The sequence below is a fragment of the Cyclobacterium sp. L-R genome (genome assembly GCF_056859355.1).
This window is the reverse complement of the sequence record NZ_JBSXOH010000006.1, coordinates 1-17,901: the sequence shown is the minus strand read 5'-3', so window position 1 is coordinate 17,901 and position 17,901 is coordinate 1. Positions and strand designations below refer to the sequence as shown.

Here is a 17,901-nt window from a genome sequence, read left to right as displayed (position 1 = left end):
AGGATTTCTCCGCCCTGACAATGTCAGGGGTGAAGCCTGTCCCGTGTTTACGGGAAGTGTTGCAATCGCAAGACAATCAGACTGTTTGGAGATTTTACCATAGCACCGCTATGGTGAATTGAAATCAGCAACGAAGTGGCTCATTTTGAAGCGATTTCAGTATGTAATAGATTGTTTATTGCATATTTTGGGTTTAATTGAGGCAGACTTTTTATTCATTCCAGAAATCCAAGAAATAGATATGTGTCTGCGTCTTAATAGCTTGCTCCAACAATGGTATAGGCAACTCTAGCACCTAAAATCGCCATTTGATAAGGTGCTGCACCCGATTGCTGGTACCTTAGACTTAACTCAAGTTGATTAAAAACATAACCTATTTCAGCAGAAAAGCCAAATTGAATGTTTTTGGAGGAATTGGTACCTACAATATTTTTATTTCGATTGATTAAAAATGAAGCACCAATTTGAGGTTCAAAAAAGAAGGATTGCCTGTAAACTCTGTAACCAATAAATACAGGTATTTGATGTAGGCTAATGTTTTCTCCCTTGGGTATAATGTAATTGGAATTCAAGGGGAAATAGAGGTAGTTTCCAGAAAAGGTTAATTGGGCCTCATTAGGCATGGCCATCAATCCTTTGAAAGAAAGCCCAAAGCCTGCAGGAAATTGGGTTTTATAATACTCATTGAGTACAGCAACAGCATCAAAACCTACTTTAAACTGGTTATTGGTGTTTTGAGCAAAAGTAGGAGCAAATAATCCTGAAAATAAAATTACAAATAGAACCCGCTTTATCATGACCTAATGTTGGCTTGGTGAGACACAAAGTTGAAGAACTAAGGTAATAAATTTCATAGTTAACATTATTATTACCTTTGCTATTCATGCTTACTTTTTCCTAATTTCTCGAATTTCTTTAGTCCTTGTTCAATCAAAAAAGTACTAAGTGCTTTGAGCATGATTTTCTCAGTAAGGTTTGTAATTGTTTGAATATGAGTTTTTTGTAGATGTTTTATATGGGTGTCGTTTATTAAACTATTTTCCTGAGGCTTCTATTTATATACCTCTTGATAATAAAAAGCCCAAGCCACTTTGGCTAGTTACAATTTGTTCTAGCTTTATTTTGGCCAAAATATACTATTGTATTATCTCTCTATATCAAGGAAAAAAGACTGTATATAGTATAATCTAATCGACAATTTTTTATATTATGATGAAAATTGAATTTTAGTTGAAAGATTATGAATATCAAATGTCTATTAGGTTTTCTTAGTGTGATTTTTATCATTTTTTCCTGCAATCAAAAAGGTGGAAAGCTTGCTAATGCTGAAGGGGATTGGTTGGTGCCAGATAGTGTGAAGACACTTCAAAACAGGTTTACAGACGATGAAAGTTTAAAAAATGGTAAAGCATTGTTTCAAATTTATTGTTCCACATGTCATGGTGCAGGAGGAAGAGGAGATGGAGCAGCAGGACAAGCCATGGGTAGTCAACCTGCCGATTTGCTTTCAACAAGAGTTCAGGGGCAAACAGATGGAGAATTATTCTATAAAATTACCAAAGGGAAGGCGGTTATGCCTTCTTTTCAGGAATTTCTATCCGAGGAACAGCGATGGAGTCTAGTGGGATTTATTAAAAACCTAAAACAATTAACCGAAAATAGTTTAACCCAAAATGCCCCTATTCCACTCGTTCCTGATATTGAGATTAGCCATTTCACTAAAGTTGTTCCAAGGGTTGTTAGGATTTGGAGCGGTCCAAATAATTACCTTTGGTATGCCAATATCGATGGTGAAATTTATAGGTTACCCATAGATAATCCGCATCAACTTGAAAAAATGCTAGATGTTTCAGATCATGGAATCAGTAGGTTACAAGGAGCTACCATGCATGAAAATGTTTTATTGTTAAGTGGGAATGTTCGTGTTAATGAGAATAAAGGCACAATAGGTAGATTGGTTAGGGTAAAATGGGATGAGGAAAATAGTGCCAAAGCAGAAGTGGTGTTTACTACTGAAGAATATGGAACAACCAATACACCCTTTGATCACGGCTGGTCTGCCTTGCAAGTAAGTCCTGATGGGCAATACCTATACGTCGTAAGTGGAAGCCGAACTGACCATGGAGAAGTTCAAGACAATTTGGGTGCTTATCCCAACTCTAGAGATGTGGCGCTTACATCCAAAATTTTTCGGATTCCAATTGATGCTGTCAATTTGTTGCTTCCAGATAACCTTTCATTTCTTAAGGAACAGGGTTACTTGTATGCAGAAGGGCTAAGAAATGCCTATGATCTTGCTTTAGATAAGGAAGGAAGACTCATGGCAGTTGTAAATTCAGGAGATTATGATCAAAATGAGGATATGTTTTGGGTAAGAGAAGCTTACCATTATGGCTATCCTTGGATAATGGGAGGCATGGAATCCCCACAACAATTTTCAGACTGGATACCGGATCCGGAAAAGGATCCTTTTCTTAATCCCAGTGCCGCAGCCTGGCCAGATGATTTCTATAATGATCCTGATTTTCCAAAAAGGCCTGAGGGTGTTAATTTTGGCAAAAGCATCTTAAACTATGGGCCTGATGCAGATAAGTTCAGAGATAATGAAACGGGTGAAATAAAAGATGCGTCTAATTTAGGAATCGGAGTCAGGACTTTTACGCCTCATTCTTCCCCTCTTGGATTGGTCTTTGACAATGACAATTCCCTGCCCGGAAGATTCAAAGGCAAAGGGCTTGTTGCAAGGTATACCAATGGACAGAAATCTGCCTTGATGCAACCTTTTACCAAAAATGGAGAAGACCTTTTATTGCTTGACCTTCAATTCCTTGATGAAGAACAAAATTTCAAGTTAAATACTTATAGAATAGCAGAAGGTTTTACACAACCTGTGGATGCTGTTTTGCTGAATGGATTTCTTTATGTAATTGAATTTGGAGGGAAAGAACAAGGTGGAAATATATGGAAAGTTACCTTTAACCCTGAAAAATAAGGTTATAATTAAAGGCAAAAGGATGCTTTTGCCTATTTCCAGTTTAGGCCAATTATTAATTATTAGAAAGTTGCTAACCTATTTCAGGTTTATTTAGACTATTTGAGTCTTTTGTGGATTTTGTGTTAAATTTTTGTTAAATAATTTTTTTAATTAACTCTTATAGTTAAAAAAAAATATAAATAAGTAGAGAATACTTTTGTAAAATAATTATTGTCCTTATATTTGTGATACCAATTAGAAAAATTGGTATTTGTAATACCCCTTTGAGGGAATTGGTGATGTTTTCATCGTAGGTTCAAATCCTGCTATTACAACTTGGTTATTTTGGGTTTATTGTTAATTGACTTAAGCTATGAAAAGATTTTCATAGCTTATTTTTATGTCTAAAATGACTAATTATTTAGTTTTTTTTACTTAAATAAACTTTAGAAAGAAGCAGGTGAGGGGCAGGCTTAGGTTTGCTTTGTTGGTAAGCAGGGGTTAACTTAAAATTTGCCATCGAACCCTTAAACCCGAAATATACAATAGCCGTTCTATTTTGTGCTGAAATCTACAAAAATGCTGAATATCTTACAATTACAGTCCTTTGGAAATACCGGTGATGTTGACCCCTGACTTGTGTCAGGGCGGAGAAATCCTATTGGATAATTCGGATTAACGTCCATTCCATCACAAGTAGAAAGTCAATTAAAATTTTTTAGTTTAACAAAAAAAGAAGGCCCGAGCTCCGGAACCTTCTTTACTACTTTACTTAATATTTTAATTTGATCAATAACCCAAGATCTTCATCATGTCCTTGCTCTCCTGTTCTGGAGCAAACAATCGATGTTGGATAGAGCCATCTTTATTTCTGTCTATAATCACGTGCTTAGGAGCTGGAATGAGGCAATGTTGAATACCACCATATCCCCCTAATGATTCTTGGTATGCTCCTGTATGGAAGAAACCAATGTATTGCTGATTGTCTTTTTCTCTTTTCGGTAGATAAATATTGAACTGATGAGACTCTGAATTATAATAATCCATGCTGTCACAAGTAAGACCTCCAAGGGATATATTATGGTATTCCTTGTCCCAATTATTAATGGCCAACATAATGTACTTTTGGTTTAAGCCCCAACTGTCTGGAAGTTGAGTGATAAATGAGCCATCAATCATGTACCATAACTCCTTGTCATTTTGTAATTTTTCATCCAAAATTGAATACAGAACGGCACCACTTTCACCTACTGTATAGCTACCAAATTCTGTAAAAATATTTGGCTCTATAGTATTGTTTTTGGCACACATCCATTTGATGTTTTTAATGATTTGTTCTGCCATGTATTGGTAGTCATAATCAAAAAACACATTGGTCTTTATGGGCCAACCACCGCCTATGTCCATGGTATCCAGTTCTGGAGCTACCTTTTTAAGTTCTACGTATTTCTGAATAAATCGAGTAAGTTCTGACCAATAGTAGGCCGTATCACGGATACCCGAGTTGATAAAGAAATGAAGCATTTTAAGACTTACATTGGGATTGTCTTTGATTTTTTCTTCATAAAGTCTGATGATATCATTATACCTCACACCCAATCGTGAAGTGTAAAAGCCGAAAGTCGGTTCCTCATCTGCTGCAATTCTAATTCCAACTTTGAAAGGGACTTTTACATGTTCTAAATAATAATCTATTTCTGTAATATTGTCCAATATAGGAATACAATTCACAAATCCTTCATTGAGTAATTCGGTAATGTATTGTTTATACAAGTCCCTCTTAAAACCGTTGCAAACGATAAAGATGTCTTTTTTAATTTTACCCTTGGCATAAAGGCTTTTTACAAGGGGGATATCAAATGTACTGCTCGTTTCAATATGCGCTCCATTTTTTAGCGCCTCATCTACTACAAAGCTGAAATGAGAAGACTTTGTGCAATAACAATAGGTATAACTTCCCTTATAATCATGAGTTTCCATTGCATTGCCAAAGTAGGTTTTGGCATTTTGGATATTTTCAGAGATTTTTGGGAGGTAAGTTAATTTTAAGGGAGTTCCGTATTCCTCAATAATATTCAAGAGGTTTACACCATTAAACTGCAATTGGTTATCTGTTACCTTGAATTCCTTGGTAGGAAAATCAAAAGTCTGCTTTATGAGGTCAATGTATTTGTTCATTTCTGGCTGCTAATAGACATTAAATATTTACTCGGTTCAAAAATTGCATTAAAAACTGTAATATCAAATCAATTTTATCTTGAAGAAGAACAAATTTGAAAAATGCCAGTTTTAAACGATCTCTTTACATAGAAGTTTTCCCAATATCAGGGTTGATTTTTCTCAAAGGATTTTGCAATGCTGGTGTATTTGATTCAATTTTCACGCCAAAAAAATAAACCTATTGTTCTTTCAGATTTATAAGGAGTAAAACAGTTTGATTGGTTTGTTAAATTGTTGGTATTGATGCCGGAAATAATTGGCTATTATACCAAATTCAGTTGGGAGAGTAGGTCAATTCTTAATAGGAAATTCAACATAAAAAGTAGTACCTACATTTTCTTCTGATTCAAACCATATATTTCCATCATGTGCTATGATGATTTGCTTGCAAATGGCCAAGCCCATACCATAAGGTTTTTCACCATTCGTTCCCTCTCTTTTCCCCATAGTGTCCCAATCAAAAATCAGGTTTTTCATGGAGTTTGGTATACCTATGCCCTCATCTTTTATAATTATGGTAATCTTTTCATTATTGCTTTTCATATTCACATCGATGGTTTTGCCTTCGGGCGTGAATTTGATGGCATTGGCTATTAAATTTGTTAGCACTCGCCACATCTTTTCTTTACTTATTAAAGCTTTGACAGGAAGTGTATTCAAATTTATGTTTTGGCTCTTTTCTTCTGCTTTATGAACTAAAATTTCAACGCAATATTTTAGCAGTCTTCCGATCTCTACTTGTTCTTTTGCCAGCTTGCTGTTTTTCTTATTAGAAAGTAACATTTCAGCAATTAGATCCATAGAATTGTTGCAAGAAGTTTTAATGTTTTCTAGCAGGTATTTGTTTTCACCTTTGACCTGAGGGTCGTCTAGTATTAGGTTGGCCATCATTATCATACTACTTATGGGGTTGCGTAGATCATGAGCAACCATGTACATGATTTTGGTATTTTCTGCTTGACTAAACTCCAGAGCTGCTAAAGTATCTTGAAGGTCCCTGTTTTTTTGAAGGATAAGGGCATTTGTTTTGATGGATTTTTTCAAATTATACCAATTGACCATTAAAAAGCCTGCCAAAAGAAGAGTGAAACCTGCAGCTGTGGCCAAATAAATATTCTTTATTTTATTGTCCCTATTTAAAATAGACAATTCATATTTCTGAGCAGCATTTAGAAAGGATCCTTCTACATCTACAAATTTAAGTTCCTGGTCAATGCTTTGTATTGAATCATTTAAATGATGGTAGGATTTCATTACGTCAAAAGCCATTTCCATTTCTCCATTCTTTTCATAATACTCCCCCTTTATCAAGTACCAACGTAATAGAATATCTAAGTATCGTCTGTTTTTCACCTCCGCTTGAGGCAGTTCAATGTCTAGCTCATTTAAATAAATGGCGGCCTTTTGGAGCTCTTTATTTTCAATATATAATTTAGCCAATTTCAATTTGGCCGTTTGTGCATCGCTAAAGTCGTAATCCGGTTGGCTATTAATAGCTATACTGCTTTTTAGTAATTGTTCCGCAACACCTGTTTTGCCAAGCATTGCCATTACCCCTCCAAGATTTCCTTTTACGACTCCCAGAGCTGAATTTATAAATAAATCTCTTTCTGGGTATTTAGGCTTAATTTCCTCAAGATAGGCCAAAGCATTAATATAATAGTAGGCCGCACTGTCGTACTTTCCTAATTTCTCGTAGCTTAAAGCTAAGGTGTTGCGATACCTTTGGGGCTCATTAATATTCTGTTGTAAATCACCATTTCCCCAACAAGCTCTATTTTCCTCAATTGCTTTTTTGAAAAATGGAATGGCTTCACTGTATTGTTTCTGGTTATACCTGTATATGCCCAGTCTATAGGTTAAATCACTAACGTGACAATCGTCAAGATTTTCAATCGCATACTCTCTTCCATTAAAATAACTTTGAAAGGCATCATTGTACTTATGCCTGGCTTGTAAAATATCACCTTTCAAAAAGGTAGTCAATACGTAGCGGTATTGGCTGATTTGGTCACCATAATTTAATACTAGGTACATGCTGTCCAAATAGCTTTCTGATTTATCTAAATCAAAATCGTAATTCAAATAAACGCCAGCAAGGAAATTGTACTTTTCCCAATAGTCTAGGGCATTTTTTTTGTCCACTTTTTGAAAAACACTGTCAAAATGAGTGATGGACTTGCTAAGTTGGCCACTGTTTAAATAATTGCTAGCATCAGCTATAGCATTGTCAATTTCTAGAGAAAGTTCAAGTTTTTCTGTGCGATTGCTATTGCATGCAAAACATAAAAGTAGGCAAATAAATAAACAAGTAATTCTATACCAAGCCTTCATAATATCAAAAAAAATGGCTCTTTGTTTTTTCATAGGTGTTCAAATTAGCCCATTATTCCTTAAAAATACTAATTTTTAATAAGAGAATAATTAAAACAAATTTACACCTTTTTTTATGGGGAAATTAGAATAAAATCGCAATAAACTTATTGAACTTTTTTCTATATTTTAATGGCATTTTCCTAAGGATAAACACTTTACCCAATATATTTGTCTGGTATTTTTTATTTTTATATTTCTTTAATCCTATTCGTGGAAAATTGATTTAAGGACGATTTAACCTCAAACAATTTGTCATTTGCCTCTTTCGGATGGTACAGAAAGGGTGTGTTTTAGTGGAGAAGTTAGGGGCAATTAACCTGCGGTGGCTATCCATTAGTAACTCACTTTAGGTACTTTTAAAATCGAATTATGCAATAGGATCCCTCGGCCCTGACAATTGTCAGAGGCTAAGCCTGTCCTGTGTTTAAGTGAAGCAATTTCAGCAGGTAATAGAAAATGAATTGCCTACTTCGAGTTAAATTATAATTTAATTGACCACTTCTGTATCAGCATGGATTAAGTCAAAAACCTGACTTTTGTACATATTTAATTTTCGTTCATACTCTTTAGGGTCGTCTATTAATGATAAGAAATAATAGGCACCTTCTATTACGGCGAAGATTTTTTCAGCCAATATTTCCGTATCTTTTATAACGAGAGCCTCATCTTTATCGAGCAGAGTCTTTAGGGTATGTCTTAATTTAATGTGTAGCTTTTTGTACTCTTCTTTTATCACTTTGTCTCTAAAAGTAAAAGCATAGCAGCTAAAAAAGACACCGTCATCAAAAAGCAGATTCCACTCTCTTGAAAAAAGCCTATTCACCAACTGAACAGGATCTAATTTGCTATTTTTCTCAGATTTCAGAATTATTGGTTTGTAAATCAATAGGTATTGATTAAGGATGTAATCTATTAAACCAAGTACCAATAGTCGCTTATTGGAGAAGTAATGCATAATAAGACTTGGGGGCATTTCAAGGTGTTTTCCAATTTTTGCAATGGAAACATTTTCCAATCCATCTCGCTTACACAATTCGTAAAATCCTGATATTATTTCCTTCTTTCGCTCGGTTCTTATGTTTGACTTCATATGTTAGTTTAAAATAAAAACACTAAAATAGTGATTCAGGTTTATTTTTTTATCTATTTTTTGTTAAATTTATTAGAATTTATATTGAATGAACATTCAATAAACAAAGGATAAAGTCCCATTAACACTAGGGTAATATGTGCGAACTACCTTGCACTCGATTTCACATTTAATTCAATCAATACCAAATAAATATCCAATACTTTATGGAAAAAATTTTACAATTATTTAAAAAAGTCAGTATAAGAATAAGCTTTAGTATCTTATTTATGCTGATTGTCTTCGCCGCTCAAGCCCAAGTCGTGGTTACAGGAGTGGTTAAAGACGGAATTGAAGGCATACCCTTACCAGGGGTTTCGGTCTATCAAAAGGGTGGTGGAAGTGTAAGCATTACAGATTTTGATGGAGTTTATAGCATTGAGGTGGCCAATTCTAACGCTGAGTTAGTTTTTTCTTTTATAGGCTTTGAGACACAAAATATTACTGTGGGTGACAAGTCAATTATCGATGTGACTCTAGTGGCTGAAGAAACACTTTTGGAGCAGGTTGTTGTTGTGGGGTATGGTACCCAGAAGAAAATCAATCTGACTGGAGCTGTAGATCAGGTTTCTGGGGAAGACATCATAAATAGACCTGTTGGAAATGTAATGCAAAGTCTTCAAGGTGTAAGCCCAGGCTTAAATATCACCTATTCTGGAGGAAGACCAGGTAGCATACCAAATATTAATATTAGAGGTTTTACTTCTATTAACGGTGGTGGTCCACTTATTGTACTTGATGGAGTGGCTGCTGCTTATGATGATCTATTGCGATTAAACCCAGCAGATATAGAATCATTTTCGGTATTAAGAGATGCGGCTTCTGCAGCTATCTATGGAGCGAGAGCAGCATTTGGTGTTGTATTGATCACGACCAAACAAGGTGGTAGCAAGCAGGTAATTTCCTACAATAGTAATTTCTCCTGGGGAAAACCAACAGTGATGCCACAACCAGTAACTGATCCCTATATTTATAGCAGGGTAATGGATCAAGCGACAAGTAATACACCTTGGAATTATATCAATTTCAATGATTATCATTATACCTGGGCCAAAGAAAGGTCAGGAGATCCTTCTGTAGAAGATGTTCGAGTTGATCCAAATAACCCAAGTCAATGGGCTTATATGGGAAACAATGATTGGTACGATTATTTTTTCAACAGTTCTAGTTTTTCAACCAATCAAAGTTTGTCCATAAGTGGAAGTTCAAACAATGAAAACATGCCTATGACCTATTATGTGTCTGGGGATTATACCAGGGAAAATGGTATGAACAAATTACAACCGGACAACTGGGACAGGTATTCTTTAAGAGCAAGGATTACTGCTACCCCTAAAAGCTGGTTGAAATTGGATAATAACCTCAATATCTATCAAACCAAGCGTGAGGAGTCAACCAATAATATTACAGATATTTATTCACTCACACCTATAGAGGTAGCCAAAAACCCTGATGGGTCTTGGGCCAATACGGATGCGGGAAGATTGGCGGCACGATTGGTAGATGGAGGTAGAAATGTTGAAGACATGTTTGGTTTTCATAATATTCTAAGAGCGATTGGTACTTTTATGGATGGAGACCTTACCGTAACAGGTAATGCCAGTTTCAAAAGAGAACAATGGATATATGGATGGGACAGAAAAAACTATGACATAGGTTATGGTCCTGATGATATCAGGACTGAAGGTGGTGATGGTTCTGTGGTTCAAAGGAATGGCAGCCTTCAGAATACCATATTTGACCTTTATAGTAATTATAATAAGAGTTTTGGTAAGCACACCATTAGCCTTCTTGCTGGTTACAACCAAGAAAGCTATACCTATTCATCTGTACAGGCTGAAAGAAGAGTATTGATTTCTTCATCATTGCCTTATATTGGCTTGACTAGTGGAGACTCATTTATCACCCCGGGTTATAGTTCTTATGCTACTCAGAGTGTTTTTGGAAGAGCCAATTATACTTACGATAACAAGTACATTATCGAATTTAATGGTCGATATGATGGTTCATCAAGGTTTCCAAGTTCGAGCAGGTGGGGATTTTTCCCATCTTTATCAGGAGCATGGATTGCTAGTGATGAAGAATTTCTTCAAAATTTAGATGGAGATCCAACACTGAAATTTAGAGCATCTTATGGTAGTTTGGGGAACCAAAACGTAGATAACTTTGGCTATTTACAATCTCTTCCTACAGGACTTTCTGGTGCTTTGATTGATAATGACAGGCAGGTAGTAGTTTCTAGCTCCCCACAATTAGCGGTGGATCCTAATTTTTATACCTGGGAAAGAGTAGTAACCACAAATTTTGGAGTGGATTTCGGATTATGGGAGGATAGGTTCTTTGCGACTTTTGATTACTTTATCAGAGACACCAAAGACATGTTGACCAATCCAGTTGAACTTCCAGGAGTTTTGGGAACATCTCCTCCTAAACAAAATGCTGCCGATCTTCAGACCAAAGGTTGGGAATTATCTCTTAATTATAGGAACCAATTTGGAAGCTATGATAGACCTATTGAATTTGCTTCTAAATTCTTCATATCCGATTCCAGATCCTACATCACTAGGTTTGAAAATGAACAAGGTTTGTTTTCAAATTATAGAGTTGGTCAAGAAGTAGGTGAAATTTGGGGGTTAACCAATGATGGTCTATTTAGTTCCGAAGATGAAATTAGCCAACTAGATCAATCTGCGATTATTCCATGGGGAGCACTTGATATTGTGCCAGGATGGCCTAAGTATGTGGATGTTGACAATGATGGTAAAATAGAAGAAGGACTTACAGAGGACAACCCCAAGGACCTTAGACTTATTGGAAACAGTAGACCTAGGTATCAGTTGGGAGCCAACCTAAGTGTAGCTTGGAATGGTTTTGATCTTTCTTTATTTCTTCAGGGTGTTGGCAAACAGGATTACTATCCAAGACATTATCTTTTCTGGGGACCTTACCAACAGCCTTATGCAAATATCTACCCTTGGAATTTAGATTTCTATAGAGGAGAAGCAGACAGTGAGGCATTGAGAGCACAGCACAGTCAATCCTATATTGATGCAGGCTTGGCCGATGTCAATACGGATTCGAGTTATCCAGTCCTTCAATCTTGGTTGGCGGATGCGAACTATGGTTCTGGACTTGATATATCCCAAACAGGTTACCTTTTAAGTGCGGCGTATGTAAGGGTAAAGAACGTTACTATTGGCTACAATTTACCTGAGCAATGGGTGTCTAGGATAAAGGCAAGTAGAATTAGGGTATTTGTGTCTGGAGAAAACCTTTATGAGTTTTCAGCCATCAAGTCTTTCCTTGATCCAGAGGCAATTAACGATGCCAACGGATTTGCCTATCCTTTCCAAAGAAAATATTCATTCGGGGTAAATATTGACCTATAAACGCAAATTAGAAATGAAAAAATACATATATTATTTATTCATACTGAATATATTCTGGATTACCTCTTGTAATGAAGAATTCATGGACAGGTATCCCCAGACTTCAATAGCACCTGAGGAGTTCTTTAAGACAGAACAGGATTTACAACTTTATGTTAATGGACTATTGTCTTTGCCAGGTACCTTCGAGTACCAAAGTGATCAAAGTAGTGATAACTTGGCAACAACTGGAGCTGTAGAAATTAAAAGCATATTAACTGGTTCACCAAGTTCACAAAATGTAATTGTGGGATGGAATTGGGGAAGATTGCGAAATATCAATTACTTCCTTGAAAACAGCAGAAAAGCGAACGCAAGCTTAGAAGTAATCCAACATTATGAGGGAATAGCACGCTATTATAGGGCTATCTTTTACTCAAGCATGGTGAAACGTTATTCAGATGTTCCATGGTATGAGCAATTACTTTCTCCTACTGATGAGGAATTGTACAAGGGTAGAGATTCTAGGGAGACCGTTGTTGATGGAATTATGGAAGACCTGGCATTTGCAAATGAACATGTAAATGCAGATGTAGCGACAGGAACTCCTGGGAATTGGGCAGTAAAGGTTTTTTATGCCAGATTTGCACTATATGAAGGGACTTTCAGGAAATACCACGATGAGTTAGGACTACAAAATACCGCCGATACTTTTTTGCAAAAAGCGAGTGAGATTGCAAAAACCATTATGGATTCAGGGAAATTTTCCATTTACAATACAGGGAATCCTGACAATGATTATAAAACCTTGTTTAATAGCCAAGACCTTACTGGAAATAGTGAAGTAATCTTATTCAATGCCTATGATATTAATAAGGACAGGAGTAGTAATGTAAATACTGGAGTTTTCGGCACTTATGAACAATCACCTGCTAGGGATTTGGTACAGAGCTACTTGATGGCAGATGGATCCAAGTTTACTGATAAACCAGATTATGACAAATTCTCCTATGTGGAAGAATTCAAAGATAGAGATCCTAGATTATACCAAACTTTGGTCTATCCAGGCTGGGTTAGAGTACCCGAAAGCAGCCCTTATATCCCTATATTAAATAGGAATTTCAGTGGGTATTATCAGCACAAAGGATACAGTAATACTACTGATAACATAGAGCTTGGAAGCTTGGACTTCCCGGTTTACAGGTATGCTGAAGTATTGTTGACTTATGCAGAAGCAATGGCAGAATTGGGAACATTGACCCAAGCAGACCTTGATGCATCCGTGAATTTGCTTAGAAATAGAGTGGGAATGCCTGCTTTAATGCTTAATGAAGCCAATGCTCAGCCGGATCCAGTTATGATGTCAAAATACCCTAAGGTGTCAGGACCTATGGCTGGAGTGCTGTTGGAGATTAGAAGAGAAAGAAGAGTAGAATTTGCAGTAGAAGGCTATAGATTTGATGACCTGATGCGCTATGGTGCAGGTAAATTGCTGGAAAACATTCCTGAAGGTATGTATTTCTCAGGTCTTGGAAAATTTGATTTGACGGGTGATGGCATTCCTGATATCCTTTTGGTTGACAAAAGCACAGATATCCCAGAGGATAAAGACAAGGTAGTAAATGAGTTAGGAAAATTACTCATCTATTACAAGACAGGAACAATAGATGATAATGTGACTGTTTATCTTGAGAATGGTGAAAATGGAGGAACCATGGTGACTGAAGTTAGCCCAAGGAACTTTATCGAACCAAAATATTATTACAGACCTATCCCTGTACAACAGGTGGCACTCAACCCTAATCTTGAACAGATTTTTGGTTGGGAATAATTTATAAAAAAAGAGTATGAGGTAGGCTGTTGGATTAATTAGATTCCAACAGCTTACTTTTGTTTAACCCAAATTATGTAATAGGATTTCTCCGCCCTGACAATGTCAGGGGTGAAGCCTGTCCCGTGTTTACGGGAAGTGTTGCAATCGCAAGAAAATCAGGCTGTTTGGATATTTTAGCATAGCACCGCTATGGTAAAATTGAAAACAGCAACGAAGTGGCTGATTTTGAAGCGATTTAAGCACGTAATAGATTGTCTATTGCATATTTCGGGTTTAATCTATAGATGAAATTTAAACCCTAAATAAATGAAGAAAAATACGATGAGGGTGGCCATTATTTTTATGTTTAGCACTATGCTGACATTGGCTGCCAATGCCCAGGAAAAAAAGACCCTTTTTATTATTTTAGATGGTATTCAGAGGGAACTTTTAGAGCGTAACCCAACACCAAACCTTGATGAAATAGCTTCACTTGGTCAATATACCCACGCTTATGTAGGAGGAAAAAAGGGTGGATATTCTGAAACACCTACCATTTCGGCTGTAGGATACAATAGCCTTTTGACAGGAGTTTGGGTAAACAAACACAATGTTAAGGGAAATAGCATACGCGAACCCAATTATAATTACCCTACAATTTTCCGAAAATTTAAAGAAAATTATCCTAATAAAACCATAGCAGTTTATTCTACCTGGTTGGACAACCGTACCAAATTAGTAGGAGAGAATTTGAAGGAGACAGGACATTTGCAATTGGATTATCACTTTGATGGGCTTGAAATAGACACCCTTTCTTATCCTCATGATAATAAGAGTGATTATATTAAGAAAATTGATCAGGCCGTATCAACTTATGCAGCCAACGATGTCCTTACTAAAGGTCCTGATATGACCTGGGTGTATTTGCAATATACTGATGATATGGGGCATAGATTTGGGGAGAGCCCTCAAATGAATGCTGGTATTCAGGAGGCTGACAGGCAAGTAGGGTTGATCTGGGAAGCCATTCAGAAGAGAGAAAAATCCCACAATGAAGAATGGATGATCATCATTACTACAGATCATGGTAGAAAAGTTGGTGGTCGAGGACATGGCGGACAATCCGATGAAGAACGTGCTACCTGGATTGTTTCCAATAAAAAATTCAATGGTATTTCTAAAAACACTCCTGGTGTGGTTGACATTTTTCCTACCATAGTTGACTATATGGATATTGCCGTTCCTAAAAATCAAGCCATGGAATTAGATGGTGTGTCTTTATTAGGAGAGGCCTACGCAAGCCATTTGTCTGGATCTTTAAAAGGGGAAAGTCTTAGCCTTTCATGGAAAGATTATGGCATTATAGGCAAAGCCTTGGTTTGGGTAAGCCCAACCAATCAGTACAAATATGGAGAGACGGATATTTACAGGCAAATAGGGGCGATTTCACTTGAAGAAGGTTCCGCTATATTTGATTTAAAATTCAATTATGATCAACTTAAAGTGGTAGTTGAGTTACCAAATGGATACCTTAATGTTTGGGTAACAAATGAAGAATAGGTGTTACAATAAATAATTTCACTTTTTAGTATACCATTTGTGTAAAAAGAATAAATAATTTGGCGTTCGAAGACTTAACTTAGGCTTCGAACGCCTTAATTTCATGCAAAGATTTATTCTAACCTTTTTACTTACCTTAAATTCCATACTTATTGTTTTTAGTCAAGAACCCGAGCATCCCGGTATTTTTGCTAAAAAAGCAGTAAAACCTGTGCTTATTGACGGGATACTTAATGAAGAGATATGGCAGGACATAGGTTGGGAAAGTAATTTTATCCAAACCTTTCCTACTGACACAGCAAAGGCAATTGCTGAAACAAAGGTTAAAGTGTCCTTTGATGATAAATTCATATACATTGCGGCTATCCTACTGAATCCTGAAGCTCGTAAAAAGTATGTGAGTACTTCCCTAAGAAGAGATTATAGAGGAAATCAGAATGATGGTATCAGCATTGTAATTGATACCTTTAATGACAAAACCAATGGTTATATATTCGGAGTAAACCCTTATGGGGTGCAGAGGGAAGCCATGGTAGGCAATGGAGGCTTGCTATCAACAGATTTCAATCTGGCCTGGGACAACAAATGGTACTCCGAAGCGACGATTCATGACGACCATTGGATAGTAGAGATAGGGATACCTTTATCCACACTGAGGTACAAAGACGGAGCCGAAAACTGGAACATTAACTTTTATAGGATAGACAGTAAATATTCTGAAAAAACAACCTGGACCCCTATTCCTAAGAATTTCAATGTAACCCATACTGCCTTTTCCCGAAACCTTCATTTTTCGGAGCCATTGCCCAAAGCTGGAGGAAACTATTCAATAATACCCTACGCAGCGGTGGCCACTTCAAAAAACAATATCAATGGCATAGAAGAACCTTTAAAACCATCTTTTGGAGGAGATGCCAAAATTGGAATTGGACCTGCCATGAATCTTGATCTTACCGTTAATCCTGATTTTTCTCAAGTTGAGGTGGATGAGCAAGTGACCAATTTAGACCGGTTTGAAATATTCTTTCCTGAAAGGAGACAGTTCTTTTTAGAGAATGTAGATCTTTTTGCTGATTTCGGGACAGACAGAATAAGACCTTTTTTCTCCAGAAGAATAGGAGTGGACAGGGATGAAAATACGGGGCAAAATGTGCAAAATCAGATCCTATATGGTGCGAGGTTAAGTGGCAAGTTAAATGAAGATTGGAGAATAGGTGCCATGAACATGCAAACTGCCAACGATCCCCTCAGAGGAATCTCCGGTAAAAACTTTACTGTAGCTGCTTTGCAAAGAAAAGTATTCAACCGTTCCAATGTTGGGGTGATGGTCATAAATAGAGAGACCATGGACATGGAACAAGGTGGCTTAAACCTGGTCAATGGAAAGCATAATCGCCTGGTTGGTATTGATTATAATTTGTTTTCTAAAGACAATCGATGGACGGGCAAGTTTTTTTACCATAAAACCTTTGAAGAGGGTAAGCAAAGCAATACCGGGACGGGGCATGCGCAACTTACTTTTACCGATGTTAACCTAATGGCAGGTTTGTCTTATTCCAATGTGGGAGAGAATTACAATCCCCTGGTAGGTTATACGCCCAGAGTGGGGTACCAAAGAATAGCTCCAATTATGAGCTATACTTTTTTCCCAGACTCAAAACTCATCAATAGACATGGTCCGGGTTTTGAATCTGAAACTTTATGGACGCCTTCTTTGGGAATAACTGACGAGTTGCATACCTTAAATTACTTGATTCGCTTGCATTCCTATGCAGAGATTACGCTTAGCGCAAACAACCAATATACTTATTTATTCTTCCCTTTTGATCCTACCCGAACTGGTGGCGAACCTTTGGCCCAGAGCACTTCTTACAGGTACAATTATTTTGGTATAGATATGAGAACGGATCCCAGGAAAGCATTTTCCTTAAAAGGAGTTGGACAGACTGGGCAATATTATAATGGTAGAATGTCTAATTTTCTTGGAACTGCCCAATGGAGAGTCGGATATTCTGCCAATATCTCCATGAATATCAGTTATAGCAGGCTAAGGCTTCCTGAACCTCAGAAGGATGCAGATTTATTTCTGATTGGACCACGATTCGACCTTACCTTTACAAGAAGTTTATTCTGGACCACCTTTATCCAATACAATAATCAGATTGACAATATCAATATCAATACCCGTTTACAATGGAGGTATGCACCTGTTTCTGATTTGTTTATGGTGTATACGGACAACTACTTCCCAGATTCCTTTGCCTCCAAGCAGCGGGCTTTTGTGATGAAATTAAATTATTGGTTAAATCTTTAACCCGGTATTATGTAATAGGATTTCTCCGTCCTGACAATAGTCAGGGGTGAAGCCTGTCCCGTGTTTACGGGAAGTGTTGCAATCGCAAGAAAATCAGGCTGTTTGGAGATTTTAGCATAGCTCCGCTATGGTGAAATTGAAAACAGC

9 protein-coding genes are annotated in these 17,901 nt (G+C 36.8%); 5 read left to right on the top strand and 4 right to left on the bottom strand.

Annotated features, from left to right (window positions below):
* Window positions 1-254: 254 nt before the first annotated feature.
* The gene (locus AC13EX_RS00245) at window positions 255-797 is read right to left on the bottom strand and encodes a hypothetical protein (protein WP_482891073.1); all 543 of its coding nucleotides are present in this window, start codon (window positions 795-797) and stop codon (window positions 255-257) included.
* A gap of 443 nt (window positions 798-1,240) precedes the next feature.
* On the opposite strand from AC13EX_RS00245, the gene AC13EX_RS00240 reads away from it, so the two are divergent.
* Window positions 1,241-2,992 (top strand): c-type cytochrome, encoded by a 1,752-nt coding sequence (locus AC13EX_RS00240; RefSeq protein ID WP_482891072.1) that lies wholly within the window; start codon window positions 1,241-1,243, stop codon window positions 2,990-2,992.
* Between the two features lie 771 nt (window positions 2,993-3,763).
* Here the strand turns inward: AC13EX_RS00240 and AC13EX_RS00235 are convergent.
* The 3 genes from AC13EX_RS00235 to AC13EX_RS00225 all read right to left on the bottom strand — a co-directional run bounded on the left by AC13EX_RS00235 (window position 3,764) and on the right by AC13EX_RS00225 (window position 8,660).
* Entirely contained in the window at window positions 3,764-5,152 is a 1,389-nt protein-coding gene (locus AC13EX_RS00235; protein ID WP_048643358.1) for an arginine decarboxylase, read from the bottom strand.
* A 333-nt stretch (window positions 5,153-5,485) separates the two neighbouring features.
* Entirely contained in the window at window positions 5,486-7,561 is a 2,076-nt protein-coding gene (locus AC13EX_RS00230; RefSeq protein ID WP_482891071.1) for a tetratricopeptide repeat-containing sensor histidine kinase, read from the bottom strand.
* Window positions 7,562-8,057: 496 nt separating this feature from the next.
* A complete protein-coding gene (locus tag AC13EX_RS00225; RefSeq protein WP_482891069.1) occupies window positions 8,058-8,660 on the bottom strand; it encodes a TetR/AcrR family transcriptional regulator in 603 nt (200 codons plus the stop codon).
* A gap of 206 nt (window positions 8,661-8,866) precedes the next feature.
* Between AC13EX_RS00225 and AC13EX_RS00220 the strand changes: the two genes are divergently transcribed.
* The 4 genes from AC13EX_RS00220 to AC13EX_RS00205 all read left to right on the top strand — a co-directional run bounded on the left by AC13EX_RS00220 (window position 8,867) and on the right by AC13EX_RS00205 (window position 17,754).
* Window positions 8,867-12,088, top strand: coding sequence for a SusC/RagA family TonB-linked outer membrane protein (locus AC13EX_RS00220; protein ID WP_482891067.1), 3,222 nt, complete (start codon window positions 8,867-8,869; stop codon window positions 12,086-12,088).
* A gap of 13 nt (window positions 12,089-12,101) precedes the next feature.
* Window positions 12,102-13,898 carry a RagB/SusD family nutrient uptake outer membrane protein gene (locus tag AC13EX_RS00215; protein WP_482891066.1) on the top strand — a complete coding sequence of 599 codons (1,797 nt, stop codon included), beginning with the start codon at window positions 12,102-12,104 and terminating at the stop codon, window positions 13,896-13,898.
* Window positions 13,899-14,207: 309 nt separating this feature from the next.
* Window positions 14,208-15,440 (top strand): alkaline phosphatase family protein, encoded by a 1,233-nt coding sequence (locus AC13EX_RS00210; protein WP_482891064.1) that lies wholly within the window; start codon window positions 14,208-14,210, stop codon window positions 15,438-15,440.
* Window positions 15,441-15,543: 103 nt separating this feature from the next.
* Window positions 15,544-17,754, top strand: a complete 2,211-nt coding sequence (locus tag AC13EX_RS00205; RefSeq protein WP_482891063.1) for a carbohydrate binding family 9 domain-containing protein — start codon at window positions 15,544-15,546, stop codon at window positions 17,752-17,754.
* The last annotated feature ends 147 nt before the right edge of the window (window positions 17,755-17,901 follow it).

Excerpts from the sequence above, each read along its gene's own strand:
- AC13EX_RS00230 (WP_482891071.1), bottom strand. The coding sequence starts at position 7,561 with ATGAAAAAACAAAGAGCCATTTTTTTTGATATTATGAAGGCTTGGTAT.
- AC13EX_RS00245 (WP_482891073.1), bottom strand. The coding sequence starts at position 797 with ATGATAAAGCGGGTTCTATTTGTAATTTTATTTTCAGGATTATTTGCT.
- AC13EX_RS00210 (WP_482891064.1), top strand. The coding sequence starts at position 14,208 with ATGAAGAAAAATACGATGAGGGTGGCCATTATTTTTATGTTTAGCACT.
- AC13EX_RS00220 (WP_482891067.1), top strand. The coding sequence starts at position 8,867 with ATGGAAAAAATTTTACAATTATTTAAAAAAGTCAGTATAAGAATAAGC.
- AC13EX_RS00240 (WP_482891072.1), top strand. The coding sequence starts at position 1,241 with ATGAATATCAAATGTCTATTAGGTTTTCTTAGTGTGATTTTTATCATT.
- AC13EX_RS00225 (WP_482891069.1), bottom strand. The coding sequence starts at position 8,660 with ATGAAGTCAAACATAAGAACCGAGCGAAAGAAGGAAATAATATCAGGA.
- AC13EX_RS00215 (WP_482891066.1), top strand. The coding sequence starts at position 12,102 with ATGAAAAAATACATATATTATTTATTCATACTGAATATATTCTGGATT.
- AC13EX_RS00235 (WP_048643358.1), bottom strand. The coding sequence starts at position 5,152 with ATGAACAAATACATTGACCTCATAAAGCAGACTTTTGATTTTCCTACC.
- AC13EX_RS00205 (WP_482891063.1), top strand. The coding sequence starts at position 15,544 with ATGCAAAGATTTATTCTAACCTTTTTACTTACCTTAAATTCCATACTT.